We start from the raw sequence: 25,812 nt of genomic DNA on the forward strand, positions 1-25,812 counted from the left end.
GCCCGCTATTTGACGCGCTCCGGAATTCGGCCGGGGCCCCGCGAAGGGCCCCGGTCGACGTCTTGCTACTTGCTGTAGAGCTCGACGATGAGCTGCTCCTGGACCTGGGTGTCGATGACCTGCCGCGCGGGCAGGCTGTGCACCAGGACCTTGAACTCGCTCGGGATGAACTCCAGCCACGCCGGGACGGTCTTGCTGCCCGCGAGGCCCTGTGCGATCTGGAACGGGGTCAGCTCCCGCGACTTCTCGCGCACCTGCACGATGTCGTGCTCGCGCAGCCGGTAGGACGGGATGTCGACCTTGCGGCCGTTGACCACGATGTGGCCGTGCTTGACGAGCTGGCGAGCCATGTCACGCGACGTCGCGAGGCCGGCGCGGTATACGACGTTGTCCAGCCGCGACTCGAGGATCCGCAGCAGCTCCTCACCGGTCTTGCCCGGCTTGGCCACGGCCTCCTCGTAGTAACCCGCGAACTGCCGCTCCAGCACGCCGTAGATGCGGCGGGCCTTCTGCTTCTCGCGCAGCTGCAGGAGGTACTCGGTCTCCTTCGGCCGGCCGCGGCCGTGCTGGCCGGGCGGGAAGGGACGCGACTCGAACGGGCACTTCGGCCCGTCGCACTTGCTGCCCTTGAGGAACAGCTTCATCTTCTCGCGCCGGCAACGGCGGCAGTCGGCACCTGTATAGCGAGCCATGTTCTCTTCGTCTCTTCCCTTAGACCCGGCGGCGCTTCGGCGGACGGCAGCCGTTGTGCGGCTGCGGCGTGACGTCAGAGATCTGCCCGACCTCCAGGCCGACGGCCTGCAGCGAGCGGATCGCGGTCTCCCGGCCGGAGCCGGGGCCCTTCACGAAGACGTCGACCTTGCGCATGCCGTGCTCCATCGCGCGGCGCGCGGCGGCCTCGGCGGCCAGCTGCGCGGCGAAGGGAGTCGACTTACGCGAGCCCTTGAAACCCACCTGGCCGGCCGAGGCCCAGGAGATGACGGCACCGGTCGGGTCGGTGATCGACACGATGGTGTTGTTGAACGTGCTCTTGATGTGCGCCTGCCCGTGGGCGACGTTCTTGCGTTCCTTGCGCCGGACCTTTTTAACAGCGGCCCCACCGGCGCGAGCCTTCGGCGGCATTCTCTATGCGCTCCTAGTTAAGTTTCTGCGTGGACCGGTGGTTACTTCTTGCCCGGCTTCTTCTTGCCGGCGACCGTGCGCTTCGGACCCTTGCGGGTGCGCGCGTTGGTCCGGGTGCGCTGACCGCGCACCGGCAGACCCTTGCGGTGCCGGATGCCTTCGTAGCAACCGATCTCAACTTTGCGGCGGATGTCCGCCTGGACCTCGCGGCGAAGGTCACCTTCGACTTTGTAGTTGGCCTCGATGTGGTCGCGCAGCTGCACGACCTCTTCGTCGGTCAGGTCCCGGGCCCGCTTGTTCGGGTCGATGCCGGTAGCGGCCAGGGTCTCGACAGCGCGCGTCCGCCCGATGCCGAAGATGTAAGTGAGTGCGATCTCCGTGCGCTTGTCGCGCGGGAGATCAACACCGACGAGACGTGCCATAAGTGGGCGTGCTCCTCAAGTGTGCGGAGGTCTGTGCCCACTCCCCCCGTCTGCCCACAGACGGGCCCCGGCCTCCGACCGGGGGTGCGGCCTCGCGCGCACCACGCCGTGACGGCGGGGCGGCCCGAGGCTGGAACGGGCTTACTTCAAAAAGCGGAGCCGGGGACTCAGCCCTGGCGCTGCTTGTGGCGCGGGTCGGTGCTGCAGATGATCATGACCCGGCCGTGCCGCCGGATGACCCGGCAGTTGTTGCAGATCCGCTTGACGCTCGGCTTGACCTTCACGGTTTGCCTAACTCTCGCTGCGCGCGCACTCATACGAGCGGGCACGACAGAACCCGACCGTTATTTTGGGTACCGACACCGAATTACTTGTAGCGGTAGACGATGCGCCCGCGAGTGAGGTCGTAGGGCGAGAGCTCCACGACGACACGGTCCTCGGGCAGGATACGGATGTAGTGCTGCCGCATCTTGCCGCTGATGTGCGCCAAGACCTTATGGCCATTGGCGAGCTCCACCCGGAACATCGCGTTCGGAAGTGGCTCGATCACTCGGCCCTCGATCTCGATGGCCCCGTCTTTCTTCGGCATGTCCTCCGCTACCTGACATCGGGTCTGGTGGTCGACGCTCGCATCCGTTTTCTCAGGACCGTCCGGGTCCTGAGCCAGCCGCGGCTCCGGTCACACCACTAGAAGCGCGTGGAGGCATGCCGGAGTGGACGCGATGCGCCAATCGGCAAGTCTACGCGTGCGATCCCCACACACCAAATCGGGGGCCCCGGCGGCCGGCCCGTCGGGGCGGCCCGCTCGCACTAACTGTCGCGGTAGCGCCGCTGACGGTCGTTCTCCGGGTTGTTGCCCAGGACCTTGACGGAGAACGTCGATGCCAGGAGCACCGCACCCCACGGCCCGGCGACCCACATCGGCCAGAAGTAGACGGCCTCGCCGGCCGAGATGCTCACCAGGGCCCAGATGACCACGTTGACGGAGACGGCGACGAGCCAGGCGCCCCAGATGCCGACCAGCCAGCGCGGGTTGCTCTTGTCGGACGGGTCGGCCCGCTCGTCCGGATCGTCGACGAAGGGCTCCGCCGGGGCCAGCTGGGAGCCGCCGACGGGATGGAACCCGGGCAGGTCCTTGAGAATGCCGTCCAGGTCGCCATAGGTGCGGGCGGCGTAGGTGTCCTTGAGCCGGTCGTCGTATTCACCGAGCGACAGCCGACCCTCGTCGAGCGCCGCCTTGAGACGCTCCGCCACGAACTGGCGGTCCACGTCGGCCGCGCGCAGCTCTTCCCGCCGGTCTGCCACTGCTCCCCCTTCGGATGCTGCACACATCATCGCAGCCGACCTCCAGAGGGCTCTACCCCGGCTTTGCCCCTACTCGGATGCCCCGACGGGCTCACGGGCCGTGATCAGGTCACCGAGGTGGGCGCGGCCGCCGTCGTGGGCCGTCAGCACCCAGACACCGTCCTCGCAGAACGCCATCGTGTGCTCCACGTGCGCGGCCACGGAGCCGTCGACGGTCACCACGGTCCAGCCGTCGTCGAGCTCGGCCACCTTCGGCTTGCCCCGGGTGATCATGGGCTCGATGGCGAGGGCCATCCCCGGCCGCAGCATCGGGCCCTTGCCCGGGCGGCCCGAGTTCTGCACAAACGGGTCCTGGTGCATCGCGCTGCCGATCCCGTGCCCGCCGTAGCCCTCGACGATGCCGTAGCGGCCGGCCTTGCGGATCGAGGACTGGATGGCGAACGAGATGTCGGTCAGCCGCCCCTTGCCCGAGCGCGCCCCGCGAGCGGCCGCGGCGATGCCGGCCCACATCGCATCCTCGGCCACTCGCACGAGCCGAAGCCGATCCGGGTGTACGGTGCCCACGCCGATCGTGATCGCGGCGTCCCCGTGCCACCCGTCGAGGTCGGCCCCGCAGTCGATGGAGATCAGGTCCCCGTCCTGCAGCACCTGCCGGGCGCTCGGGATCGCATGGACCACTTGGTCATTGACTGAAGAGCAGATAGAAGCCGGATAGCCGTGGTACCCCTTGAAGGACGGAACGGCACCCGCGGCGCGAATGGTGTCCTCGGCGATGCGATCAAGCTCGGCGGTCGACACACCGGGCGCGACCACGGCTCGCATCCGGGCCAGCGCGTCGGCCACGACCAGCCCGGCCCGGCGCATGTGGCCGATCTCCTCGGGCGTCTTGAGCTCGATTTCCATGTGATGAGCCATGTGCAACTTACCGCCGTTGTGCTCAGGCGCCGTATGAGCGGAGGGCATCGATGGCGCGCACGGTGATGTCCTCGACCGGACCCGTCGCGTCGATGCCCACCAGCTTGCCCTGTGCGCCGTAGTAGTCCACCAGCGGCGACGTGTCGCGGGCGTAGACCTTCAGCCGCTCGGCGATGGTCTCGGCCTTGTCGTCGTCGCGCTGGAACAGCTCGCCGCCGCAGCGGTCGCACACGCCGTCGTGGGTCGGCGCGTCGAACTCGACGTGCCAGATCTTCCCGCAGCCGCGGCAGGTCCGCCGGCCCGAGAGCCGGCGGATGACCTCTTCGTTCTCGACCACGAGCTCGAGCACGATGTCGAGCCCGGTGCCCAGGTCGGCCAGCAGCTTGTCCAGCGCGTTGGCCTGTGGAACCGTGCGGGGAAATCCGTCGAGCAGGAAGCCGTCGGTCGCATCGCCCTCGGCCAGCCGGTCGGACACCATGTTGATGGTGACCTCGTCCGGCACGAGCTGGCCCGCGTCCATGTACCGCTTCGCCTCGACGCCGAGCGGGGTGCCCTGCCCGACATTGGCCCGGAAGATGTCGCCGGTGGAGATTTTGGGCACGGCGAGGTGCGCGGCGATGTACTCGGCCTGGGTCCCCTTGCCCGCCCCGGGGGGACCTACCAGCACCAGCCTCACTACCGGAGGAACCCTTCGTAGTTGCGCTGCATCAGCTGGCTCTCGATCTGCTTCACCGTCTCGAGGCCCACACCAACAATAATGAGTACTGCGGTGCCACCGAACGGGAAGTTGGATAGAGCCTGCGTCCCGCCCACGATCCCGATGAGCAGGTTGGGCAGGATCGAGATGATGCCCAGGTAGAGCGCACCGGGAAGGGTGATGCGGCTGAGGATGAAGTCAAGATACTCGGCCGTGGGCTTGCCCGGCCGGATACCCGGCACGAATCCGCCGTACTTCCGCATGTTGTCCGCCACCTCGGTCGGGTTGAAGGTGATGGACACGTAGAAGTAGGTGAAGAAGATGATCAACAGGAAGTAGATCGAGATGTGCCAGGCGCTGTTCTGCGGCACGATGTTCCGGTTGATCCAGAGGATCGTCTTGTTGGTCGAGTCGGTGCCCGCGAATGAGGTGATCAGCTGCGGGATGTAGAGCAGCGACGAGGCGAAGATGACCGGGATGACACCCGCCTGGTTGACCTTCAGCGGGATGTAGGTCGAGGTGCCGCCGTACATCCGCCGGCCGATCATCCGCTTCGCGTATTGAACCGGGATGCGGCGCTGCGCCTGCTCCAGGAAGACCACGAACGCGATGACCACGACGGCCAGGCCGACGATGATGAAGAACGTGGTGCGGTCGTCCTGCCAGATCTGGATGCCCTCGAGCGGAAGGCGGGCCGCGATCGAGGTGAAGATGAGGACCGACATGCCGTTGCCGACACCGCGGTCGGTGACCATCTCGCCGAGCCACATGATGACGCCGGTGCCGGCCGTCATCGTGATGACGAGGCAGGTCAGCGTCAGCCACATCGGGATGCGGCCGGTGTCCGGGATGATCGGGTAGGTCGACTGGTCACACGCGCCGCCGAAGAGCTGGCCGGACCGCGCCAGGGCGACGAACGCCGAGGCCTGCAGGATGCCGAGGCCGAGGGTCAGGTAGCGCGTGTACTGGGTGATCTTCGCCTGGCCGGACTGGCCTTCCTTGCGCAGCTGCTCCAGGCGCGGGATCACCACCGTCAGGAGCTGCAGGATGATGCTCGCGGTGATGTAGGGCATGATGCCCAGCGCGAACACCGACAGCTGGAGCAGTGCACCACCGGAGAACAGGTTCAGCAGGGTGAAGACCTGGTTGTCCTTGCTGTTCTCGACGATGTTGAGGCACTTCTGCACGTTGCCGTAGGACACACCGGGGCTGGGCAGGGTGGCGCCGAGCCGGTAGATGCCGATCATCAGCAACGTGAAAAGAATTTTCTTGCGCAGGTCAGGCGTTCGGAACGCGCTAACAAAGGCGGAGAGCAACTTCATCCTCCTGCGCAAGGCGGCCGTTCGTTCGGCCGACGAGGTGGGGTCCGGGTGGTACCGATGTCACTGACGAAACGTATGAGTCGAGCGTGTTACTGCGCAACGGACTCTAACAGGATGTCCGGGGCACATCACGTCCGGCTTTGGACGCACCGCGTGGCGCCCACCACGTTGGTGGACGCCACGATAGCGCTCTATTCGAGCTCGCCGCCGAGCAGCTTCACAGAACCGCCGGCCGCCTCGAGCTTCTCCTTGGCCGACGCGCTGAACTTGTGCGCGCTGACCTGCAGCTTCACGCCGCCGAGCTCGCCGTCGCCGAGGACCTTGACCAGCTCGCCCTTGCGGACGGCGCCGGCCTGCACGAGCTCGGCCACGCCGACCTCGCCGCCCTGCGGGAAGAGCTCGGCCAGGCGTGCAAGATTCACAACCTGGAACTCGACCCGGTTGCGGTTGCGGAAGCCCTTGAGCTTCGGCAGGCGCATGTGGAGGGGCATCTGCCCACCCTCGAACGCCGCCGAGATGTTCTTGCGGGCCTTGGAACCCTTGGTACCACGACCGGCGGTCTTGCCCTTGGAGCCCTCACCGCGACCCACACGGGTCTTGGCGGTCTTGGCGCCGGGGGCCGGCCGCAGGTGGTGCAGCTTGATCGTCATGGAATTACTCCACCTCTTCAACCGCGACGAGGTGCGACACGGTGTGGATCATCCCGCGGATCTCGGGACGGTCCTCCTTGACGACAACGTCGCGGATCCGCTTCAGGCCGAGCGAGCGCAGCGTGTCGCGCTGGTTCTGCTTGCCGCCGATCTCGGACCGGATCTGGGTGACCTTGAGACGGGCCATCGTTACGCACCCGCCCCGGCCCGCGCGGCCAGCATGGCGGCCGGCGCGACATCCTCGACCGGCAGGCCCCGGCGCGCGGCCACGGCCTCGGGCGACTCGAGCTTCTTCAGCGCCGCCACCGTCGCGTGGACGATGTTGATGGCGTTGGAGGAGCCCAGGCTCTTGGAGAGCACGTCGTGGATGCCCGCGCACTCCAGGACGGCGCGGACCGGACCGCCGGCGATGACGCCCGTACCGGCGGAGGCCGGCTTGAGCAGCACGACACCGGCCGCGTCCTCGCCGATCACCGGGTGCGGAATGCTCGCCGCGAGCCGCGGAACCTTGAAGAAGTGCTTCTTGGCCTCCTCGACACCCTTGGCGATGGCCGCGGGCACCTCCTTGGCCTTTCCGTAGCCGACGCCGACCGTGCCGTCGCCGTCGCCGACGATGACCAGGGCGGTGAAGCTGAAGCGACGACCACCCTTCACGACCTTGGCGACACGGTTGATCGCGACGACCCGCTCGAGGTGGGGCGTCTTCTCGGCGGGCGCGTTGCCGCGGCCGCCACCCTCACGACGATTCTCGCGACGGCCGCCACCACCTTCATTGGTGTTACCGGACCCGCCGCCCCTGCGCTGAGGACCAGGCATGAACGTTTCTCCTTCTAGAACTCGAGTCCGGCTTCGCGGGCGGCGGAGGCCAGAGCCGCGATGCGGCCGGCGTACCTGTTGCCACCACGGTCGAAGACGACCTTGCCGACACCCGCGGCCTTCGCCCGCTCGGCGAGGAGGGTGCCGACCTTCGCGGCCTGCGCCTTCTTGTCGCCGTCGGTGCCGCGGATGGTCGCGTCGAGCGTCGAGGCCGAGGCCAGCGTGTGGCCCTTGAGGTCGTCGACGATCTGTGCGGTGATGTTGCGCAGTGAGCGGGTGACGACCAGGCGCGGACGCTCGGCGGTGCCACCGACGTGCTTGCGGATGCGGAAGTGCCGGCGAGCACGCCCCGTGCGGCGCGTGGCGGCAACGCCGCCGGAGTTGCGGCGCTTGAGCAGCGTGGCGCTCATTTCTTACCAGCCTTTCCGGCCTTGCGGCGGATGACCTCGCCCTGGTACCGCACGCCCTTGCCCTTGTACGGCTCCGGCGGGCGAATCTTGCGGATGTTGGCGGCGACCTCGCCCACCTGCTGCTTGTCGATACCGGCGATGTGGAACACCGTCGGCCGCTCGACCGTGAAGGTGATCCCGGGCGGCGGCGTCACGAGGACCGGGTGCGAGAACCCGAGCGCGAACTCGAGGTCGGCGCCCTTGGCCGTGACGCGGTAACCAGTGCCGGCGATCTCCAGGCTCTTGCGGTACCCCTCGGTCACGCCGACCACCATGTTGGAGACCAGCGTGCGGGAGAGCCCGTGCAGCTCCTTGGACTTCCGCTCGTCGTCGGGGCGGACGACGCTGTAGTTGCCGTCCTCGGCCCGCTCGATCGTGATCGGCTCGGCCAGGGTGTGGCTCAGCTGGCCCTTCGGGCCCTTGACGGTGACGACCGGGCCGTCAATCTTGATTTCGACGCCCGAGGGCACCGTGATCGGCTTACGTCCGATGCGAGACATGTGATGCCCTCCCTTACCAGACGTAGGCGAGGACTTCCCCGCCCACCCCTCGCTTGCGGGCCTGCTTGTCGGTCAGGAGGCCCTGGGACGTCGAGATGATGGCCACACCGAGACCACCGAGCACGCGCGGCATCTCGACCGACTTCGCGTAGACGCGAAGGCCGGGCTTCGACACGCGGCGGATGCCGGCGAGGCTGCGCTCACGGTTCTGGCCGTACTTGAGGTCGACGACAAGGGTCTTGCCGACCTTGCCCTCCTCCGGCTCCTGAACCAGCCACGCGGACACGTAGCCCTCGGACTTGAGCACCTCGGCGATGTTCGCCTTGATCTTCGAATAGGGCATCGACACCCGGTCGTGGTACGCCTGGTTGGCGTTGCGCAGACGGGTCAGCATGTCTGCGATCGGGTCGGTCATGGTCATGGGTTTGTCAGCCTTTCTCGCCGCGGTTCCGCACCGGACCGGTGGGCCTGCGGCGAAGGAGGATTACCAGGAAGCCTTGGAAACGCCGGGCAGTTCACCACGGTGCGCCATCTCGCGGATGCACACGCGGCACAAGCCGAACTTGCGGTAGACGGCCTTCGGCCGGCCGCAGCGCTGGCAGCGGGTGTACGCGCGGACCGCGAACTTGGGCTTCGCGGCGGCCTTGAGGACAAGGGCTCTTTTCGCCATTGGTCAGTTCTCCCTAGTTCTCACGGAAAGGGAAGCCGAGCAGCTTGAGCAGCGCGCGACCTTCCTCGTCCGTGCGAGCGGTGGTGACCACGGTGATGTCCATCCCTCGCGGCCGGTCGATGCGGTCCTGGTCGATCTCGTGGAACACCGACTGCTCGGTGAGACCGAACGTGTAGTTGCCGTTGCCGTCGAGCTTGCGCCCGTCCAGACCACGGAAGTCACGGATACGCGGCAGCGCGATGGACAGCAGCCGGTCCAGGAACTCCCACATCCGGTCGTTGCGCAGCGTGACCTTGGCACCGATCGGCATGCCCTCGCGCAGCTTGAACTGCGCGATGGACTTGGTCGCCCGCCGGACCTGCGGCTTCTGGCCGGTGATCGTGGCCAGGTCGCGCACCGCGCCGTCGATGAGCTTGGAGTCGCGAGCAGCCTCGCCGACACCCATGTTCACGACGACCTTCACCACGCCCGGGATCTGCATGACGTTGGCGTACTTGAACTGCTCCTGCAGGGCGCCCGCGATCTCGTCGCGGTAGCGCTGCTTGAGGCGCGGGTTCACCTTCTCGACCGTCGTCATCACAGTTCCTTACCGGAGCGGCGGGAGACGCGGGTCTTCACGCCGTTCTCGTCTTCGCGGGCGCCGACGCGGGTGGGGTTCCCGTCCGAGTCGATCACCATCACGTTCGAGATGTGGATCGGGGCTTCCTGCGTCACGATGCCGCCGGTCTTCGAGCCCCGCTGGGTGGTGCGGATGCGGGTGTGCTTCTTGACCCGGTTGACGCCCTCGACGAGGACCTTGTCCTCGCGGGGCAGCGCGGCCAGGACCTTGCCCCGGGTGCCCTTGTCCTTACCGGCGATGACGAGGACGGTGTCGCCCTTCTTGACCTTCACGGCTACAACACCTCCGGCGCGAGCGAGATGATCTTCATGAAACGCTTGTCCCGCAGCTCCCGGCCGACCGGGCCGAAGATACGGGTACCGCGCGGGTCGCCACCGTCCTTGATGATGACGGCGGCGTTCTCGTCGAAGCGGATGTATGAGCCGTCCGGCCGGCGCCGCTCCTTCGTGGTGCGGACGACGACGGCCTTGACCACGTCGCCCTTCTTCACGCCGGCGCCCGGAATGGCGTCCTTCACCGTGGCCACGATGATGTCGCCGATGCCTGCATAGCGGCGGCCGGAGCCACCGAGCACACGGATGCACAGGATTTCCCGGGCTCCCGTGTTGTCGGCGACGCGCAGCCGCGACTCCTGCTGAATCACGCTTGTCTCCTAATGTCTGCCAGTTCTCGGCGCCGGCTTGGAGCAGTACCCCGGCACCGGCGCCGAGCTTGGCGGAACGAAAGCCTTACTTGGCCTTTTCGAGGATCTCCACGACCCGCCAGCGCTTGGTCGCCGACAGGGGGCGGGTCTCCATGAGCAGCACCCGGTCGCCGACACCACACGCGTTCTGCTCGTCGTGCGCCTTGAGCTTGCTCGTGCGGCGCAGGACCTTGCCGTACAGCGGGTGCTTGACCTGGTCCTCGACCGCCACGACGACGGTCTTGTTCATCTTGTCGCTCACCACCAGGCCCTCGCGGACCTTGCGGCGGCCGCGCACCTCGGTGCCCGACTCGGTCGTCTGCTCGCTCATGCTCATGCCACCTCAGCCACAGCGTCGGGCGCCGCCGAAAGACCCAGCTCGCGCTCGCGCATGATCGTGTAGATCCGGGCGATGTCCCTGCGGATGATCTGCAGCCGCCCGTGGTTGTCCAGCTGGCCGGTGGCCGACTGCACGCGGAGGTTGAACAGCTCCGCCTTGGCCTCCCGCAGCTTCTCGACGAGGTTCTCGTCGGACAGCTCACGCAGGTCGTTGGCCTTGATACCGGCGGCCATCAGACATCAGCCCCTTCGCGCGTGACGATCCGGCACTTCAAAGGAAGCTTGTGGATCGCGCGGCGCATCGCCTCGCGGGCGATCTGCTCGTTCGGGAACGACATCTCGAAGAGGATGCGGCCCGGCTTGATGTTGGCCACCCACCACTCCGGCGAACCCTTGCCGGAACCCATCCGGGTCTCGGCCGGCTTCTTGGTGATGGAGCGGTCCGGGAAGATCGTGATCCAGACCTTGCCACCACGCTTGATGTGCCGGGTCATCGCGATACGCGCGGCCTCGATCTGGCGGTTCGTGATGTACGCGGGCTCGAGAGCCTGAATACCGAACTCGCCGAAGACCACGCGCGTGCCGCCCTTGGCCGGACCGTGACGGTCCGGGTGGTGCGGCTTGCGGAAGCCCTTCGGGGGCTTACGAGGGATCAGCATTCGTCAGCCCTCCTGCTGCGTCTCTGCCGGAGCGGCGGCCGTCTCGGCGGCGGGAGCGGGCTCGCCGGCAGCCGCCTCGGCGGCGTGCGCGGCGGCCGCGGCCCGACCGGCCTCGGTGCCACCGGCGGTCGTGCCGGAGGAGCCGGAACGCCCACGACGCGGCCGCTCGGGCCGGTCGGCGCGGTCACGGCGGCCACGCGGAGCGGCGGCCTCGGCCGGCGCCTCGCGACCCGGAACGGCGTCGCCCTTGTAGATCCAGACCTTCACGCCGATGCGGCCGAAGGTCGTACGCGCCTCGAAGAAGCCGTACTCGATGTTCGCGCGCAGCGAGTGCAGCGGAACGCGGCCCTCGCGGTAGAACTCGGTACGGCTCATTTCGGCGCCGCCCAGGCGGCCGGATACCTGCACCCGGATGCCGCGGACAAGCGTGTTCTTCATCGCCGACTGCATCGACTTGCGCATCGCGCGGCGGAAGCTGACCCGGCTGGACAGCTGCTCGGCCACGGCCTGCGCGACGAGCTGAGCGTCCGACTCGGGGCTCTTCACCTCGAGGATGTTGAGCTGGACCTGCTTGCCGGTGAGCTTCTCGAGCTCGGCCCGGATGCGGTCCGCCTCGGCGCCCTTACGGCCGATGACGATGCCCGGGCGGGCCGTGTGGATGTCCACGCGGACCCGGTCGCGGGTGCGCTCGATGTCGACCTTGGCGATGCCGGCCCGCTCCAGGCCCTTGGACATCATCCGACGGATCTTGACGTCCTCGGCGATGTAGTCCTTGTAGAGCTTGTCGGCGTACCAGCGCGACTTCCAGTCGGTGCTGATACCGAGCCGGAACCCGTGCGGGTGAACCTTCTGACCCATTACTCGGTCCCTTCCTCGGCGTCAGCCTCGTCGGCGTCGGCCTGCTTGGCCGTCTCGGCCTTCTTGGCCGGAGCGGCCTTTTTCGCCGCCGCTTTCTTAGCCGGCTTCGACTCCTCGACCTCGTCGACCTCGTCGGTCTCCGGGGTCACGGCCTTGGCGGCCTTGGTCGCCTTGGCCACGCCGGCTTTCGCCGCGCGGGCCTGGGCGGCCGGGACGCTCTCGACCACAATCGTGATGTGGCTGGTGCGCTTGCGAATGCGGTACGCCCGGCCCTGCGCCCGCGGCCGGAACCGCTTGAGCGTCGGACCCTCGTCGACGTAGCACTCGGCGACCAGGAGCGAATCGGGGTCGAGACGCTCGTTGTTCTCTGCGTTGGCAATGGCGCTGGCAAGGACCTTGTAGACCGGCTCGCTCGCCGACTGCGGCGCGAACTGGAGCACCGTGAGCGCCTCGCGCGCGGGCAGGCCGCGCACAAGGTTCACCACACGGCGCGCCTTCATCGGCGACACGCGGACGTGCCGCGCGATCGCCCGCGCACCGGGCAGCGCCGCCTCGCTCTTCGTTGGCATCGGGAAATCCCCTTGATTCCTTTATCGCCTTAGCGGCGGCGGCTCTTCCGGTCGTCCTTCTCGTGACCCTTGAACGTGCGGGTCAGAGCGAATTCGCCGAGCTTGTGCCCGACCATCGCCTCGGTCACGAAGACGGGCACGTGCTTGCGTCCGTCGTGGACGGCGATCGTGTGCCCGAGCATCTCGGGGACGATCGTCGACCGGCGCGACCAGGTCTTGATGACGTTCTTGGAGTTCTTGGCGTTCTGGACTTCCACCTTCTTGATCAGGTGGTCGTCAACGAACGGGCCCTTCTTCAGGCTGCGAGGCATTGCTCAGGCTCCTTAGCCGCGCTTCCGGGTGGCGTAACGCCGACGGACGATGAGACGGTCACTCGGCTGGCCCTTGCGCCGCGTGCGGCCCTCCGGCTTGCCCTTCGGGTTGACCGGGTGGCGACCACCCGAGGTCTTACCCTCACCACCACCGTGCGGGTGGTCGACCGGGTTCATCGCGACACCACGGACGGTCGGGCGCTTGCCCTTCCACCGCATACGGCCGGCCTTGCCCCAGTTGATGTTGGACTGGTCGGCGTTGCCGATCTCACCCACGGTCGCGCGGCAGTGCACGTCGACCCGGCGGATCTCACCGGAGGGCATACGCAGCGTGGCGTACTGCCCCTCGCGGCCCAGCAGCTGAATGCCGACGCCGGCCGAGCGGGCCAGCTTCGCGCCACCGCCCGGACGCAGCTCCACCGCGTGCACGGTGGTGCCGACCGGGATGTTGCGCAGCGGCAGGTTGTTGCCGGGCTTGATGTCCGCGCCCGCACCCGCCTCGACCCGGTCGCCCTGCTTGAGGTCCTTCGGGGCGATGATGTAGCGCTTCTCGCCGTCGGCGTAGTGCAGCAGGGCGATGCGCGCGGTCCGGTTGGGGTCGTACTCGATGTGGGCGACCTTGGCCGGAATCCCGTCCTTGTCAGCCCGCCGGAAGTCGATCAACCGGTACTGGCGCTTGTGCCCGCCGCCCTGGTGCCGTGCGGTCACGCGCCCGTGCACGTTGCGGCCGCCCTTGTTCGGCAGCGGGACGAGCAGCGACTTCTCCGGCGTCGATCGGGTGATCTCGGCGAAGTCGGCAACGCTCGAACCACGACGACCGGGCGTCGTCGGCTTGTATTTACGGATAGCCATCGTCTATACCCCTCAGCTGACCGGTCCGCCGAAGGCTTCGATCCGGTCACCCTCGGCGAGCTTCACCATCGCCCGCTTCGTGTCCTTGCGCTTGCCGAACCCCGTCCGGGTCCGCTTGCGCTTGCCTTCGCGATTGATGGTGTTGACCGACAGGACGCGGACGTTGAAGATCTGCTGAATCGCGATCTTGATCTCGGTCTTGTTGGCGTCCGGGTGCACCAGGAACGTGTACCAGTTGCGGTTGAGCTCGCTGTAGCTCTTCTCGGAGACCACCGGCTGGATGATCACATCCCGCGGGTCGGCGATCGTCGCCATCTCAGCCCTCCTCGTTGCTGTCGGCGTCGGCGCTCTCGCCCGACTCGGCCGGCACCCCGAGGAACTCGTCCAGCGCCGCGCTGGTGAAGATCACCTGGTCGGCGATGAGCACGTCGTGGGTGTTGAGCTGGTCGGCGACCAGCAGGTGGACCGACTGCTCGTTGCGCAGGCTCAGCCAGTTGGCCTCGTCGTCGCGGGCGAGCACCACCAGGACGCGACGGTCCTCGGTGATGCCGCGCAGCACGGTCAGCGCGTCCTTGGTCTTCGGCGTCTCGCCCTCGATGAAGGTCTCGACGACGTGGATGCGACCCTCGCGGGCGCGGTCCGAGAGCGCGCCGCGCAGGGCAGCCGCCTTCATCTTCTTGTTCACCCGCTGGGTGTAGTCGCGCGGCACGGGGCCGTGGACCACGCCACCACCGGTGAACTGCGGCGCCCGGATCGAGCCCTGACGGGCGCGGCCGGTGCCCTTCTGCTTGTACGGCTTCTTGCCACCACCGGCGACCTCGCCCCGGCTCTTCGCCTTGTGCGTGCCCTGACGGGCCGCGGCGAGCTGGGCGATGACGACCTGGTGCAGCAGCGGAATGCTGGCCTGGGCGTCGAAGATGTCGTCGGGGAGCTCGACGGTGCCGTTGGTGGTGCCGTCGGCCTTACGGACGTCGACGGTGCTCATTTGGTGATCCCACCCTTCTGCGCCTTGACCTCGACCTTGGCGGCGGAGCGCAGGAGCACGAGGCTGCCCTTCGGGCCGGGGACGGCGCCCCGGACGAGGATCAGGCCCTGCTCGGCGTCGATCGCCTGCACGGTGAGGTTCTGCACGGTGAAGCGCGCGCCACCCATGCGACCGGCCATCCGGACGCCCTTGAAGACGCGGCCGGGGGTCGCGCAGGCGCCGATCGAACCGGGCGAACGGTGCTTGCGCTCGACACCGTGGCTGGCCCGCAGACCGTGGAAGCCGTGCCGCTTCATGACGCCGGCGTAGCCCTTGCCCTTGGTGCGGCCGGTGACGTCGATGCGCTGGCCGGCGGCGAAGGTGTCGGCGCTGACCTCCTGGCCGAGCGAGTACTCGCCGGCGTCGGTGGTGCGCAGCTCGACGACGTGCCGGCGCGGGGCGACGTCCGCCTTGGCGAAGTGGCCGGCGCGCGGCTTGTTCACCTTGCGGGGGTCGATCTGGCCCCAAGCCAGCTGGACCGCCGAGTAGCCGTCGTTGTCGGGCGTGCGCACCTGGGTCACGACGCACGGGCCGGCCTGCACGACGGTCACGGGGACAACCTTGCCGTTGTCCCAGACCTGGGTCATGCCGAGCTTCTCACCCAGGATGCCCTTGACTTGCCTGTCCATAAGTCCGAGTCCCTACAGCTTGATCTCGATGTCGACGCCGGCCGGCAGGTCGAGCCGCATGAGCGAGTCGACCGTCTTCGGGGTGGGGTCGATGATGTCGATCAGACGCTTGTGCGTGCGCATCTCGAAGTGCTCGCGCGAGTCCTTGTACTTGTGCGGCGAGCGGATCACGCAGTAGCGGTTGATCTCAGTGGGCAGCGGCACCGGCCCCGCGACCTGAGCCCCGGTGCGCGTGACCGTCTCGACGATCTTCCGCGCCGAGGAGTCGACGACCTCGTGGTCGTAGGCCTTGAGCCGGATGCGGATCTTCTGTCCCGCCATGGTGGCTTCAGTTCCCTCTCTCATGCGGGGCTTCGCAGCCCCGCCAAACCCCGAAGGGTCCGGTGCCGCCTATTGGTGTCTGTCCGACCCCCGCGCTCGGGCGTGTCGCGGCCAAGGGCCAGGCTCCGCCGCATGCGATTTCCCGCTTCGGAGACCTACCCCAGGGCGTGCCACGCCCGTTGAGGGGATCCGCGCCAGCTCAACAGAACTGACGCCGCGCAGAAGCGGTCGAGACTCCTCATCGAGCAGTCTCGACCGCCCCGCGACGCAACCCGTCCATTATGCCGCAAGCACTGCGACAAAGTGAAATCGGGGTACCTCTTGGTTGTTACTTGATGATCTTCGTCACACGGCCGGCGCCGACGGTGCGGCCACCCTCGCGGATCGCGAAGCGGAGGTTTTCCTCCATCGCGATGGGCTGGATGAGCTGCACCGACATGCTGGTGTTGTCGCCCGGCATGACCATCTCGGTGCCCTCGGGCAGCGTGACGACGCCGGTGACGTCCGTGGTGCGGAAGTAGAACTGCGGCCGGTAGTTCTGGAAGAACGGGGTGTGCCGGCCACCTTCCTCCTTGGAGAGGATGTAGACGGTCGCCTCGAAATCGGTGTGCGGGGTGTTGCTCCCCGGCTTCACCACGACCATGCCGCGCTCGACGTCCTCGCGCTTGATACCACGCAGGAGCAGGCCGACGTTCTCACCGGCGCGCGCCTCGTCGAGGATCTTGCGGAACATCTCGATCGCCGTGCAGGTGGTCTTCATCGACTTGGCCTTGATGCCAACGATTTCGACCTCCTCGTTCGGCTTGAGGATGCCACGCTCGACACGACCGGTCACGACCGTGCCACGGCCGGTGATCGTGAAGACGTCCTCGACGGGCATGAGGAACGGCTTCTCGGTCTCGCGCTCGGGCTGCGGGATCGCGGTGTCGACAGCGGTCATGAGCTCCATGAGCGCGTCCGACCACTTCTGGTCGCCCTCGAGCGCCTTGAGCGCGGAGACGCGCACGACCGGCGCGTCGTCGCCCGGGAACTCCTGGCTCGACAGCAGCTCACGAACCTCGAGCTCGACGAGCTCGAGGAGCTCCTCGTCGTCGACCATGTCGCTCTTGTTGAGCGCCACGACGATGTACGGCACACCGACCTGGCGGGCCAGCAGCACGTGCTCGCGGGTCTGCGGCATCGGGCCGTCGGTCGCCGCCACCACCAGGATCGCGCCGTCCATCTGCGCGGCACCGGTGATCATGTTCTTGATGTAGTCGGCGTGACCCGGGCAGTCGACGTGCGCGTAGTGCCGGGCCTCGGTCTGGTACTCGACGTGCGCGATCGAGATCGTGATGCCGCGGGCCTTCTCCTCCGGCGCCTTGTCGATCTCGTCGAACGGCGTGTACGGGTTCACGTCCGGCATGCGGTCGTGCAGCACCTTGGTAATGGCCGCCGTCAGCGTCGTCTTACCGTGGTCGATGTGACCGATGGTGCCGATGTTGACGTGCGGCTTAGTCCGCTCGAACTTCGCCTTCGCCACTGGTGTCCTCCTGTGGACTTCTTGGTTCGCGGTGCGCCGACGCTGGAAGCGCCGACGCACCCTGTCGACTTGGGTCTGGCCGGCTCCGGCTTTTCACAGCCGGAACCTCAGCCCCGCTGACACAGCCTCACGGCCAACTACCGGGAGTCTTACTCCCCGGTGGCTTTCGCGATGATTTCCTTCGCCACGTTCGCGGGAACCTCGGCGTAGGAGTCGAACTGCATCGAGTAGCTCGCCCGGCCCTGAGTCTTCGACCGCAGGTCGCCGACGTAGCCGAACATTTCCGACAACGGCACGGTGGCGCGGACGACACGGGCGCCGCCACGCTCCTCCATCGCCTGGATGGTGCCACGCCGGGAGTTGAGGTCGCCGATGACATCACCCATGTTCTCTTCCGGGGTGGTGACCTCGACGGCCATCAGCGGCTCAAGGAGTGCGGGAGTGGCCCGGCGGGCCGCTTCCTTCATCACCATCGAACCAGCGATCTTGAATGCCATCTCCGACGAGTCGACCTCGTGGTACTGGCCGTCCAGCAGCGTCAGCTTGACACCCACCATCGGGTAGCCGGCCAACACGCCGTATTGCATCGCGTCCTGGGCGCCGGCGTCGACCGAAGGGATGAACTCCTTCGGGATGCGACCGCCCGAGACCGCGTTGACGAACTCGTAGGTCGCGCCGTCGGCCGTCATTTCGAGCGGCTCGAGCTTGACGACGACCTTCGCGTATTGACCCGAGCCACCGGTCTGCTTCTTGTGGACAAAGTCGATCTTGTCCACGGTGCCCTTGATGGTCTCGCGGTAGGCCACCTGCGGCTTGCCGATGTTGGCCTCGACGCTGAACTCGCGGCGCATGCGGTCGACCAGGATGTCGAGGTGGAGCTCGCCCATACCGGCGATGATCGTCTGACCGGTCTCCTCGTCGTTCTTGACGCGGAAGGTCGGGTCCTCCTCGGCCAGACGCTGGATCGCGGTGCCCAGCTTCTCCTGGTCGGCCTTGCTCTTCGGCTCGATGGCCACCTGGATGACCGGCTCCGGGAACGTCATCGACTCGAGGATGACCGGGTTGGCCGGGTCGCACAGCGTGTCGCCGGTGGTGGTCTGCTTGAGACCCTGCACGGCGATGATGTCCCCGGCCTGAGCACTGGGACGCTCTTCACGCTTGTTGGCGTGCATCTGGTAGATCTTGCCGATCCGCTCCTTGCGGTCCTTGGTGGAGTTGACCACCTGGGAACCGGACTCGAGCGTGCCCGAGTAGAGACGGACGTAGGTCAGCTTGCCGAGGTGCTTGTCCGTCTGGATCTTGAAGGCCAGCGCGGAGAAGGGCTCGTCGTTGGACGGCTTGCGCTTCAGCGGCGTCTCGCCGTCGGTCGCGACACCCTCGACCGCCGGGATGTCCAGCGGCGACGGCAGGAAGTCGACCACGGCGTCGAGCATGGGCTGGACGCCCTTGTTCTTGAACGCCGAGCCGCACACGACCGGGTTGAGCTTGCCGGCGATGGTCGCCTTGCGGATCGCGGCCTTGAGCTCCTTGACGTCGAACGAGTCGCCGTCGAGGTAGCGGACCATGATGTCGTCGTCGGTCTCCGAGAGGGTCTCGAGGAGCTTGTCCCGGTACTCGTTGGCCTGCTCGACCAGGTGCTCCGGGATGTCCTCGATCGCGTAGTCCTCGCCCTTCTGGGTCTCGCCGCGCCAGGTCAGCGCGCGCATCTCCAGAAGGTCGACAACGCCGATGTGGTCGCCTTCGAGCCCGATCGGGATCTGCAGCACCAGCGGGGTGGCGTTGAGCCGGTCGACCATCATCTGCACGCAGCGGAAGAAGTCGGCCCCGGTCCGGTCCAGCTTGTTGACGAAGCACATACGCGGGACGTTGTACTTGTCCGCCTGCCGCCACACGTTCTCGGTCTGCGGCTCCACGCCGGCCACACCGTCGTAGACCGCAACCGCGCCGTCGAGGACGCGCAGCGACCGCTCGACCTCGACCGTGAAGTCGACGTGGCCGGGCGTGTCGATGATCTGGATCGTGTGGCCCTTCCACTCGCACTTCGTGGCGGCGGAGGTGATGGTGATGCCGCGCTCCTGCTCCTGCTCCATCCAGTCCATGACCGCCGCGCCCTCGTGGACCTCGCCGATCTTGTACGTGATGCCGGTGTAGAAGAGGATGCGCTCGGTCGTCGTCGTCTTACCGGCGTCGATGTGCGCCATGATGCCGATGTTGCGGACCTTGGCGAGGGCGGCGTCTGCGGCAGCCACTACAAATCCCTACTTCGTCTCTCGTCGGATGCTGGGGGCGCTTGCTTACCAGCGGTAGTGCGCGAAGGCCTTGTTGGACTCCGCCATCTTGTGGGTGTCCTCGCGGCGCTTCACCGAAGCCCCGAGGCCGTTGCTGGCGTCGAGCAGCTCGTTCATGAGCCGCTCGGTCATGGTCTTCTCGCGCCGGGCGCGGGAGTAGCTGACCAGCCAGCGCAGGCCCAGCGTCGTCGCCCGGGGAGGGCGGACCTCGACCGGCACCTGATAGGTCGCGCCACCGACACGGCGGCTGCGGACCTCGAGGGTCGGCTTGACGTTGTCCATGGCGCGCTTGAGCGTCACCACGGGGTCGGTCCCGGTCTTCTCGCGGGCACCCTCGAGCGCGCTGTACACGATGCGCTCGGCGAGCTGCCGCTTGCCCTCGACCAGGATCTTGTTGATCAGCTGGGTGACAAGCAGGGAGTTGTAGACCGGGTCCGCCACGAGCGGCCGGCGCGGCGCGGGGCCTTTACGCGGCATGTCAGCTCTTCTCCTTCTTCGCGCCGTAACGGCTGCGAGCCTGCTTGCGGTTGCGGACGCCCTGGGTGTCCAGCGAACCACGGATGATCTTGTACCGGACGCCGGGGAGGTCCTTCACCCGGCCGCCGCGCACGAGCACGATCGAGTGCTCCTGAAGGTTGTGACCGACACCCGGGATGTAGGCCGTCACCTCGATGCCGTTGCTCAGTCGCACACGGGCCACCTTGCGAAGCGCCGAGTTGGGCTTCTTCGGCGTGGTGGTGTACACACGCGTGCAGACGCCCCGCCGCTGCGGGCTTCCCTTGAGCGCCGGCGTCTTGGTCTTGCTCAGCTTCGCCTGGCGGCCCTTGCGGACCAGCTGCTGGATCGTAGGCACTGGGCCTGCCTCTCCCTTCGGCCTCCCGGCCGCACGTCTTCTTCTTGTTATGCCCCGTGTGACCGGCACACGCGGTCGGGCGTGTCGCCGCGTCCGCGACCCGGCCCGTTGAATCCCAGCCCGGGGTTGTGGTCCACGCCCACCCTCACTCCCGCGGAGCGGGAGCCGAGTTGGGCGCACGCACGAGTTGCCCGACAAAGCCGGGCACGAGGGGAAAGAGTACCCACCGTAAGGACGCTGGTCAAAATCGCCCGGCGGGCCGATCGGCGGAACACTCTTCGCACCAAGAGTACCTGGTCGCCGATCGAAGCGTTCGGGGGCCCTGTTTCTGGTCGTCAAACGGCATTTGATCTAGGACATGACGATCGTCAGCAGAATCACCAGGAGGGCCAGACCAGCACCGACGCAGCCGAGAACGATGCCGGTGATGGCCATCCCGCGGCCGGAGATCGTGGCGCCCGAGCCCGCCGCCCGGCGGATCTGCCGGAGCGAGGCGAGGGCCAAGCCGATCGCGCCGGCGCCGAGAAAGACACCCAGGACGGTGAACGCTCCGGCCGCGGCGAGGCCCCAGCCCTCCTGCGCACCGGTGACCCCGAGGCACATCGCGAACAGCGCGACCAGGATCGAGGCGATGCCGGCGACCAGGGAGCCGATGGAGGGGCCGCTGGGCGTGGCCGCGACGGCCGGGTAGGCGACCCCGAACGGGGTGCCCTGGATGACGTCGACCCGCATCGCGGGGGCGATCGGCGGCGACGGCGGCATGGGCGGCGGATACAGCGGCGGCGGCGCTCCGTAGCCCGCCGGCTGGCCGTAGCCGGGGGGCAGCTGGCCGTAGGCGGGCGGCTGACCGTAGGGGGCGGGCTGGCCGTAGCCCGGCGGCTGCGGCTGATACGGCGGCGGGTAGGCCATCTCTAGTTCACCGTCGAGTCGAAGTCGGTGCCGCGCTGCCGGGCGTAGTGCAGCAGCCCGATGATGGCCAGCACGACCAGGCCGGCGATGGCGAGCACGATCCCGGTCCAGGCGAGCCGGATGCCGCTGCGGATGCGCCGGGCGCCCAGCAGGAAGCCCTCTGCGGCGACCAGCTCCCGGTGCGACTCCCGGGCCATGAGCAGCGCCAGCGTGGCCGGGATCACCCCGCCGAGGAACGGCCCGGTGACGACCGAGAGCAGGCCCAGGCTGAACACGGCCGTGGCCTTGGTCGCCCGGACCGGGTCCGGATCCAATGGATGCCGGGTGGAAGACGTCACCAGGCGACTCTACTGCGTTGCGCGGTCGCGTTGCTCCCTCCCCGGCATGGGGCTCCGCCCACCCGCACCCCCTGCCACACGTGGTCACTGCCGGTCGTTCAGGCGCCGCGTCCGCCGCGAGCGAGGCCCGGCCGTCGTGCTTTCCGGGACAGCGAAAGGGCGGGGACCCGAAGATCCCCGCCCTTTCGTTGTGCCTTGTCTAGCGGAAGGAGCCCAGGTCGAAGTCGTCCAGCGGGACTGCCTGGCCGCTCGCGGGCCCGAAGCCGTAGTCGGCCTCCGGGTAGCCCGTCATCGAGTAGACCTTGGCCTTCGCCTCCTCGGTCGGCTCGACCCGGATGCTGCGGTACTTGCTGATGCCAGTACCGGCCGGGATGAGCTTACCGATGATCACGTTCTCCTTCAGACCGATCAGCGAGTCGCTGCGCGCGTGGATCGCGGCATCGGTCAGCACCCGGGTCGTCTCCTGGAACGAGGCCGCGGACAGCCACGACTCCGTCGCCAGCGACGCCTTGGTGATGCCCATCAGCACCGGCCGGCCCGCGGCCGGCTCGCCACCCTCGGCGACGACGCGGCGGTTCTCCGCCTCGAACATCGCGCGGTCGACGAGCACACCCGGCAGGAACTCGGTCGAGCCGGAGTCGATGACCGTCACCCGCTTGAGCATCTGCCGGATGATGATCTCGATGTGCTTGTCGTGGATGAGCACACCCTGCGAGCGGTACACCTCCTGGACCTCGGACGTGAGGTGCACCTGCACCGCCCGGGGACCCATGATGCGCAGCAGCTCGTGCGGGTCGATCGTGCCCTCGGTGAGCTTCTCGCCCACCTCGACGTGCTCGCCGTCCTGGATGCGCAGCTTGACCCGCCGGCTGAGCTTGTCGTGGACGATCTCGTCGCTGCCGTCGTCCGGCACGATGATGATCTTCCGCATCCGCTCGCCGTCCTCGATGCGCACGCGGCCGGGGGTGTCGGCGATGGGCGCCTTACCCTTCGGCACGCGGGCCTCGAAGATTTCCGTGACACGCGGCAGACCCTGGGTGATGTCCTCACCCGCGACGCCACCGGTGTGGAAGGTACGCATCGTCAGCTGCGTGCCCGGCTCACCGATCGACTGGGCGGCGATGATGCCGACCGCCTCGCCGACGTCGACCGTCTTGCCCGTGGGCAGCGACCGGCCGTAGCAGGCGCCACAGACGCCCAGCTTCGACTCGCAGGTGAGCACGCTGCGGACCCGGACGTTCTCGGTGCCGGCCGCGATGAGCAGGTCGACCACGATCGAGTTGATGTCCGTGCCGCGCTCGGCGACGATCCGGCCGTCCTTGTCCCGCACGTCGTCGGCCAGGGTGCGGGCGTGCACACCGGTCTCCGCGTGCTGGTGGATCCGCAGGACACCGTCGGCGAGCTCGCCGACCGCCATCGGGATGGCGCGGTCGGTGCCGCAGTCCTCCTCGCGGATGATGACGTCCTGCGAGACGTCGACCAGACGACGGGTCAGGTAACCCGAGTCGGCGGTCCGCAGCGCGGTGTCGGCCAGACCCTTGCGGGCACCGTGGGTGGAGATGAAGTACTCCAGCACGGACAGACCCTCCCGGTAGCTGGCCTTGATCGGCCGCGGGATGATCTCGCCCTTCGGGTTGGCCACCAGGCCGCGGATCGCGGCGATCTGGCGGAGCTGGAGGAGGTTACCGCGGGCACCCGAGTTGATCATCTTCCACAGCGGGTTTTCGCGCGGCAGCGCGCTCTCCATCTCCTTGGCCACCTCGCCGGTCGCCTTGGTCCAGATCTCGATGAGCTCGCCGCGGCGCTCCTCGGCGGTCATGAGACCACGCTGGTACTGCTTGTCGATCCGCTCGGCCTCCTTCTCGTAGCGCTCGAGGATCTCGCGCTTACGAGGCGGCTGGATGACGTCCTCCATGCCGATGGTGACGCCGGACCAGGTGGCCCAGTGGAAGCCGGCCAGCTTGAGCGCGTCGAGGGCCGCCGCGAGGGAGACCTTCGGGAAGCGCTCGGCGAGGTCGTTGACGATCGCCGAGAGCTGACCCTTGCGGATCTCGTAGTTCACGAAGCGGTACCCCACGGGCAGCGCCTCGTTGAACAGCACGCGCCCGAGCGTCGTCTCGACGATCACCGGCTCGCCCGGCTGCCAGCCCTCCGGGGCCTCCCACGGCTGGGCACCGGCGCCGTTGTCGACACCGATGATGTCCCGCAGCCGGATCTTCACCGGCGCCTGCAGGTGCAGCTCGCCGTTGTCGAACGCCATCCGCGCCTCGGCGTCGGAGCTGAAGGTGCGCCCCTCACCGAGCAGGTTCTTCTGGATGTGCGAGAGGTGGTAGAGGCCGATGACCATGTCCTGCGTGGGCATGGTGACCGGCTTGCCGTCGGCCGGCTTGAGGATGTTGTTGCTGGACAGCATGAGGATGCGGGCCTCGGCCTGCGCCTCCGCGGACAGCGGCACGTGCACGGCCATCTGGTCGCCGTCGAAGTCGGCGTTGAAGGCGGTGCAGACGAGCGGGTGGATCTGGATCGCCTTGCCCTCGACCAGCTGCGGCTCGAAGGCCTGGATGCCCAGGCGGTGCAGGGTCGGCGCGCGGTTGAGCAGCACCGGGTGCTCCGCGATGACCTCCTCCAGCACGTCCCACACGACCGGGCGCTGACGCTCGACCATGCGCTTGGCCGACTTGATGTTCTGCGCGTGGTTGAGATCGACCAGGCGCTTCATCACGAACGGCTTGAACAGCTCCAGGGCCATCTGCTTGGGCAGGCCGCACTGGTGCAGCTTGAGCTGCGGGCCGACGACGATGACCGAACGGCCGGAGTAGTCGACGCGCTTGCCCAGCAGGTTCTGCCGGAACCGGCCCTGCTTGCCCTTGAGCATGTCGGAGAGCGACTTCAGCGGCCGGTTGCCCGGGCCGGTGACGGGGCGGCCGCGGCGGCCGTTGTCGAACAGCGCGTCGACGGCCTCCTGCAGCATCCGCTTCTCGTTGTTGACGATGATCTCGGGGGCGCCCAGGTCGATCAGGCGCTTGAGCCGGTTGTTCCGGTTGATCACGCGCCGGTAGAGGTCGTTGAGGTCGCTGGTGGCGAAGCGGCCACCGTCGAGCTGCACCATCGGGCGCAGGTCCGGCGGGATGACCGGGACGCAGTCCAGCACCATGCCCAGCGGCGAGTTGGCGGTGTTGAGGAACGCGGCCACGACCTTGAGGCGCTTGAGCGCCCGGATCTTGCGCTGGCCCTTGCCGCTGCGGATGGTCTCGCGCAGCAGCTCGGCCTCGTCATCCAGGTCGAGGTTCTCCAGCAGGGCCTTGATCGCCTCAGCGCCCATGGCTCCGTTGAAGTACTCACCGAACCGGTCGCGCAGCTCGCGGTAGAGCAGCTCGTCGGTGATGAGGTTCTTGCGCTCCAGCTTGCGGAACGTGTCCATGACCTCGTCGAGACGGTCGATCTCGCGCTGGGCGCGATCGCGCATCTGCCGCATCTCGCGCTCGCCGGCCTCCTTGACCTTGCGGCGCACGTCGGCCTTCGCACCCTCGGCCTCGAGCTCGGCCAGGTCCTGCTCCAGCTTGGCGGCCCGCTTCTCGATCTCGGAGTCGCGCGCGTTCTCCGCCTGCCGCTTCTCGGCCGACACCTCGTTCTCGAGGGTCGCCAGGTCGCGGTGGCGGGCCTCCTTGTCGACGCTGGTGATCACGTACGACGCGAAGTAGATGATCTTCTCGAGGTCCTTCGGAGCCAGGTCGAGCAGGTAGCCGAGCCGGCTGGGCACACCCTTGAAGTACCAGATGTGCGTGACCGGCGCGGCGAGCTCGATGTGGCCCATGCGCTCACGGCGGACCTTCGCCCGGGTCACCTCGACGCCGCAGCGCTCGCAGATGATGCCCTTGAAGCGGACCCGCTTGTACTTACCGCAGTAGCACTCCCAGTCCCGGGTCGGGCCGAAGATCTTCTCGCAGAAGAGCCCGTCCTTTTCCGGCTTCAGGGTGCGGTAGTTGATCGTCTCAGGCTTCTTGACCTCGCCGTGCGACCACTGCCGGATGTCGTCGGCTGTGGCCAGGCCGATGCGGAGCTCGTCGAAGTAGTTGACGTCGAGCACTTCGTCTATGTCCTCACGATTCAGTTGCTCGGGTAATTGCTAGGTCGCGGGGCTTGATGCCCCCACCGTCACCGGCAGGGGCAT

At 67.7% G+C, this 25,812-nt stretch carries 36 protein-coding genes and 1 pseudogene; all 37 read right to left on the reverse strand.

Annotated features, from left to right (window positions below):
* Positions 1 to 65: 65 nt before the first annotated feature.
* Positions 66 to 692 (reverse strand): 30S ribosomal protein S4, encoded by a 627-nt coding sequence (gene rpsD / locus ACIA8L_RS38565; protein WP_395912430.1) that lies wholly within the window; start codon positions 690 to 692, stop codon positions 66 to 68.
* 19 nt (positions 693 to 711) lie between these two features.
* Positions 712 to 1,122, reverse strand: coding sequence for a 30S ribosomal protein S11 (gene rpsK / locus ACIA8L_RS38570; protein WP_223099064.1), 411 nt, complete (start codon positions 1,120 to 1,122; stop codon positions 712 to 714).
* A 41-nt stretch (positions 1,123 to 1,163) separates the two neighbouring features.
* Positions 1,164 to 1,544 (reverse strand): 30S ribosomal protein S13, encoded by a 381-nt coding sequence (rpsM, locus tag ACIA8L_RS38575; protein WP_223099067.1) that lies wholly within the window; start codon positions 1,542 to 1,544, stop codon positions 1,164 to 1,166.
* Between the two features lie 167 nt (positions 1,545 to 1,711).
* Complete coding sequence (gene rpmJ, locus ACIA8L_RS38580; protein ID WP_091262778.1) at positions 1,712 to 1,828, reverse strand: 50S ribosomal protein L36; 117 nt, start codon at positions 1,826 to 1,828, stop codon at positions 1,712 to 1,714.
* Between the two features lie 83 nt (positions 1,829 to 1,911).
* The gene (infA, locus tag ACIA8L_RS38585; RefSeq protein WP_007073013.1) at positions 1,912 to 2,133 is read right to left on the reverse strand and encodes a translation initiation factor IF-1; all 222 of its coding nucleotides are present in this window, start codon (positions 2,131 to 2,133) and stop codon (positions 1,912 to 1,914) included.
* 221 nt (positions 2,134 to 2,354) lie between these two features.
* Positions 2,355 to 2,849 (reverse strand): DUF1707 domain-containing protein, encoded by a 495-nt coding sequence (locus ACIA8L_RS38590; RefSeq protein ID WP_395912440.1) that lies wholly within the window; start codon positions 2,847 to 2,849, stop codon positions 2,355 to 2,357.
* A 69-nt stretch (positions 2,850 to 2,918) separates the two neighbouring features.
* Complete coding sequence (gene map / locus ACIA8L_RS38595; RefSeq protein WP_395912441.1) at positions 2,919 to 3,752, reverse strand: type I methionyl aminopeptidase; 834 nt, start codon at positions 3,750 to 3,752, stop codon at positions 2,919 to 2,921.
* Positions 3,753 to 3,786: 34 nt separating this feature from the next.
* A complete protein-coding gene (locus ACIA8L_RS38600; protein ID WP_395912443.1) occupies positions 3,787 to 4,440 on the reverse strand; it encodes an adenylate kinase in 654 nt (217 codons plus the stop codon).
* The gene (gene secY, locus ACIA8L_RS38605; protein WP_395912872.1) at positions 4,440 to 5,777 is read right to left on the reverse strand and encodes a preprotein translocase subunit SecY; all 1,338 of its coding nucleotides are present in this window, start codon (positions 5,775 to 5,777) and stop codon (positions 4,440 to 4,442) included. Before secY ends, ACIA8L_RS38600 begins: the two co-directional genes overlap by 1 nt.
* Before the next feature lie 197 nt (positions 5,778 to 5,974).
* On the reverse strand, positions 5,975 to 6,433 hold the full coding sequence (gene rplO / locus ACIA8L_RS38610) for a 50S ribosomal protein L15 (RefSeq protein ID WP_395912444.1): 459 nt from the start codon (positions 6,431 to 6,433) through the stop codon (positions 5,975 to 5,977).
* Between the two features lie 4 nt (positions 6,434 to 6,437).
* Positions 6,438 to 6,620 (reverse strand): 50S ribosomal protein L30, encoded by a 183-nt coding sequence (gene rpmD, locus ACIA8L_RS38615; protein WP_223099083.1) that lies wholly within the window; start codon positions 6,618 to 6,620, stop codon positions 6,438 to 6,440.
* 2 nt (positions 6,621 to 6,622) lie between these two features.
* The gene (rpsE, locus tag ACIA8L_RS38620) at positions 6,623 to 7,249 is read right to left on the reverse strand and encodes a 30S ribosomal protein S5 (RefSeq protein ID WP_395912446.1); all 627 of its coding nucleotides are present in this window, start codon (positions 7,247 to 7,249) and stop codon (positions 6,623 to 6,625) included.
* 14 nt (positions 7,250 to 7,263) lie between these two features.
* Positions 7,264 to 7,659 (reverse strand): 50S ribosomal protein L18, encoded by a 396-nt coding sequence (gene rplR / locus ACIA8L_RS38625; RefSeq protein WP_395912448.1) that lies wholly within the window; start codon positions 7,657 to 7,659, stop codon positions 7,264 to 7,266.
* Positions 7,656 to 8,198 (reverse strand): 50S ribosomal protein L6, encoded by a 543-nt coding sequence (rplF, locus tag ACIA8L_RS38630; RefSeq protein WP_395912450.1) that lies wholly within the window; start codon positions 8,196 to 8,198, stop codon positions 7,656 to 7,658. The genes rplR and rplF overlap by 4 nt, the downstream gene beginning before the upstream one ends.
* A 13-nt stretch (positions 8,199 to 8,211) precedes the next feature.
* On the reverse strand, positions 8,212 to 8,619 hold the full coding sequence (rpsH, locus tag ACIA8L_RS38635) for a 30S ribosomal protein S8 (RefSeq protein WP_395912452.1): 408 nt from the start codon (positions 8,617 to 8,619) through the stop codon (positions 8,212 to 8,214).
* A gap of 63 nt (positions 8,620 to 8,682) precedes the next feature.
* Positions 8,683 to 8,868 carry a type Z 30S ribosomal protein S14 gene (locus ACIA8L_RS38640; RefSeq protein WP_223099095.1) on the reverse strand — a complete coding sequence of 62 codons (186 nt, stop codon included), beginning with the start codon at positions 8,866 to 8,868 and terminating at the stop codon, positions 8,683 to 8,685.
* Positions 8,869 to 8,881: 13 nt separating this feature from the next.
* A complete protein-coding gene (rplE, locus tag ACIA8L_RS38645) occupies positions 8,882 to 9,445 on the reverse strand; it encodes a 50S ribosomal protein L5 (RefSeq protein ID WP_350611879.1) in 564 nt (187 codons plus the stop codon).
* Positions 9,445 to 9,759, reverse strand: a complete 315-nt coding sequence (gene rplX / locus ACIA8L_RS38650; RefSeq protein WP_395912454.1) for a 50S ribosomal protein L24 — start codon at positions 9,757 to 9,759, stop codon at positions 9,445 to 9,447. Before rplX ends, rplE begins: the two co-directional genes overlap by 1 nt.
* Positions 9,760 to 9,761: 2 nt before the next feature.
* Positions 9,762 to 10,130: a 50S ribosomal protein L14 gene (gene rplN / locus ACIA8L_RS38655; protein WP_033357657.1), complete on the reverse strand. Its 369-nt coding sequence runs from the start codon at positions 10,128 to 10,130 to the stop codon at positions 9,762 to 9,764.
* A gap of 85 nt (positions 10,131 to 10,215) precedes the next feature.
* Positions 10,216 to 10,500, reverse strand: a complete 285-nt coding sequence (rpsQ, locus tag ACIA8L_RS38660; RefSeq protein WP_223099103.1) for a 30S ribosomal protein S17 — start codon at positions 10,498 to 10,500, stop codon at positions 10,216 to 10,218.
* A gap of 2 nt (positions 10,501 to 10,502) precedes the next feature.
* Positions 10,503 to 10,742, reverse strand: a complete 240-nt coding sequence (gene rpmC / locus ACIA8L_RS38665; protein WP_395912456.1) for a 50S ribosomal protein L29 — start codon at positions 10,740 to 10,742, stop codon at positions 10,503 to 10,505.
* On the reverse strand, positions 10,742 to 11,167 hold the full coding sequence (rplP, locus tag ACIA8L_RS38670; RefSeq protein ID WP_203845084.1) for a 50S ribosomal protein L16: 426 nt from the start codon (positions 11,165 to 11,167) through the stop codon (positions 10,742 to 10,744). Before rplP ends, rpmC begins: the two co-directional genes overlap by 1 nt.
* 3 nt (positions 11,168 to 11,170) lie before the next feature.
* Positions 11,171 to 12,025 (reverse strand): 30S ribosomal protein S3, encoded by an 855-nt coding sequence (rpsC, locus tag ACIA8L_RS38675; protein ID WP_395912457.1) that lies wholly within the window; start codon positions 12,023 to 12,025, stop codon positions 11,171 to 11,173.
* A 128-nt stretch (positions 12,026 to 12,153) separates the two neighbouring features.
* Positions 12,154 to 12,594 (reverse strand): annotated as a pseudogene (gene rplV, locus ACIA8L_RS38680) (50S ribosomal protein L22); the annotation flags it as partial.
* A 29-nt stretch (positions 12,595 to 12,623) separates the two neighbouring features.
* Positions 12,624 to 12,905, reverse strand: coding sequence for a 30S ribosomal protein S19 (gene rpsS, locus ACIA8L_RS38685; protein ID WP_190249384.1), 282 nt, complete (start codon positions 12,903 to 12,905; stop codon positions 12,624 to 12,626).
* A 12-nt stretch (positions 12,906 to 12,917) separates the two neighbouring features.
* The gene (gene rplB, locus ACIA8L_RS38690) at positions 12,918 to 13,757 is read right to left on the reverse strand and encodes a 50S ribosomal protein L2 (RefSeq protein WP_395912458.1); all 840 of its coding nucleotides are present in this window, start codon (positions 13,755 to 13,757) and stop codon (positions 12,918 to 12,920) included.
* Between the two features lie 12 nt (positions 13,758 to 13,769).
* Positions 13,770 to 14,072, reverse strand: coding sequence for a 50S ribosomal protein L23 (gene rplW, locus ACIA8L_RS38695; protein ID WP_395912459.1), 303 nt, complete (start codon positions 14,070 to 14,072; stop codon positions 13,770 to 13,772).
* Between the two features lies 1 nt (position 14,073).
* Entirely contained in the window at positions 14,074 to 14,742 is a 669-nt protein-coding gene (gene rplD / locus ACIA8L_RS38700) for a 50S ribosomal protein L4 (protein ID WP_395912461.1), read from the reverse strand.
* A complete protein-coding gene (rplC, locus tag ACIA8L_RS38705) occupies positions 14,739 to 15,410 on the reverse strand; it encodes a 50S ribosomal protein L3 (RefSeq protein ID WP_395912462.1) in 672 nt (223 codons plus the stop codon). Before rplC ends, rplD begins: the two co-directional genes overlap by 4 nt.
* Before the next feature lie 12 nt (positions 15,411 to 15,422).
* Positions 15,423 to 15,731, reverse strand: coding sequence for a 30S ribosomal protein S10 (rpsJ, locus tag ACIA8L_RS38710; protein WP_018347762.1), 309 nt, complete (start codon positions 15,729 to 15,731; stop codon positions 15,423 to 15,425).
* Positions 15,732 to 16,059: 328 nt separating this feature from the next.
* The gene (gene tuf, locus ACIA8L_RS38715) at positions 16,060 to 17,253 is read right to left on the reverse strand and encodes an elongation factor Tu (RefSeq protein ID WP_395912463.1); all 1,194 of its coding nucleotides are present in this window, start codon (positions 17,251 to 17,253) and stop codon (positions 16,060 to 16,062) included.
* A gap of 149 nt (positions 17,254 to 17,402) precedes the next feature.
* The gene (fusA, locus tag ACIA8L_RS38720) at positions 17,403 to 19,502 is read right to left on the reverse strand and encodes an elongation factor G (protein ID WP_395912465.1); all 2,100 of its coding nucleotides are present in this window, start codon (positions 19,500 to 19,502) and stop codon (positions 17,403 to 17,405) included.
* Positions 19,503 to 19,547: 45 nt separating this feature from the next.
* On the reverse strand, positions 19,548 to 20,018 hold the full coding sequence (gene rpsG / locus ACIA8L_RS38725; protein WP_360374664.1) for a 30S ribosomal protein S7: 471 nt from the start codon (positions 20,016 to 20,018) through the stop codon (positions 19,548 to 19,550).
* A gap of 1 nt (position 20,019) precedes the next feature.
* On the reverse strand, positions 20,020 to 20,394 hold the full coding sequence (gene rpsL / locus ACIA8L_RS38730; protein WP_033357671.1) for a 30S ribosomal protein S12: 375 nt from the start codon (positions 20,392 to 20,394) through the stop codon (positions 20,020 to 20,022).
* 351 nt (positions 20,395 to 20,745) lie between these two features.
* Positions 20,746 to 21,303 carry a hypothetical protein gene (locus tag ACIA8L_RS38735; RefSeq protein WP_395912467.1) on the reverse strand — a complete coding sequence of 186 codons (558 nt, stop codon included), beginning with the start codon at positions 21,301 to 21,303 and terminating at the stop codon, positions 20,746 to 20,748.
* Positions 21,304 to 21,305: 2 nt separating this feature from the next.
* Positions 21,306 to 21,641, reverse strand: a complete 336-nt coding sequence (locus ACIA8L_RS38740; RefSeq protein ID WP_395912469.1) for a hypothetical protein — start codon at positions 21,639 to 21,641, stop codon at positions 21,306 to 21,308.
* Positions 21,642 to 21,840: 199 nt separating this feature from the next.
* Positions 21,841 to 25,728, reverse strand: a complete 3,888-nt coding sequence (locus ACIA8L_RS38745) for a DNA-directed RNA polymerase subunit beta' (protein WP_395912471.1) — start codon at positions 25,726 to 25,728, stop codon at positions 21,841 to 21,843.
* Positions 25,729 to 25,812 lie beyond the last annotated feature (84 nt).

Source organism: Dactylosporangium sp. NPDC051541 (assembly GCF_044454505.1).
Lineage (GTDB): Bacteria > Actinomycetota > Actinomycetes > Mycobacteriales > Micromonosporaceae > Dactylosporangium.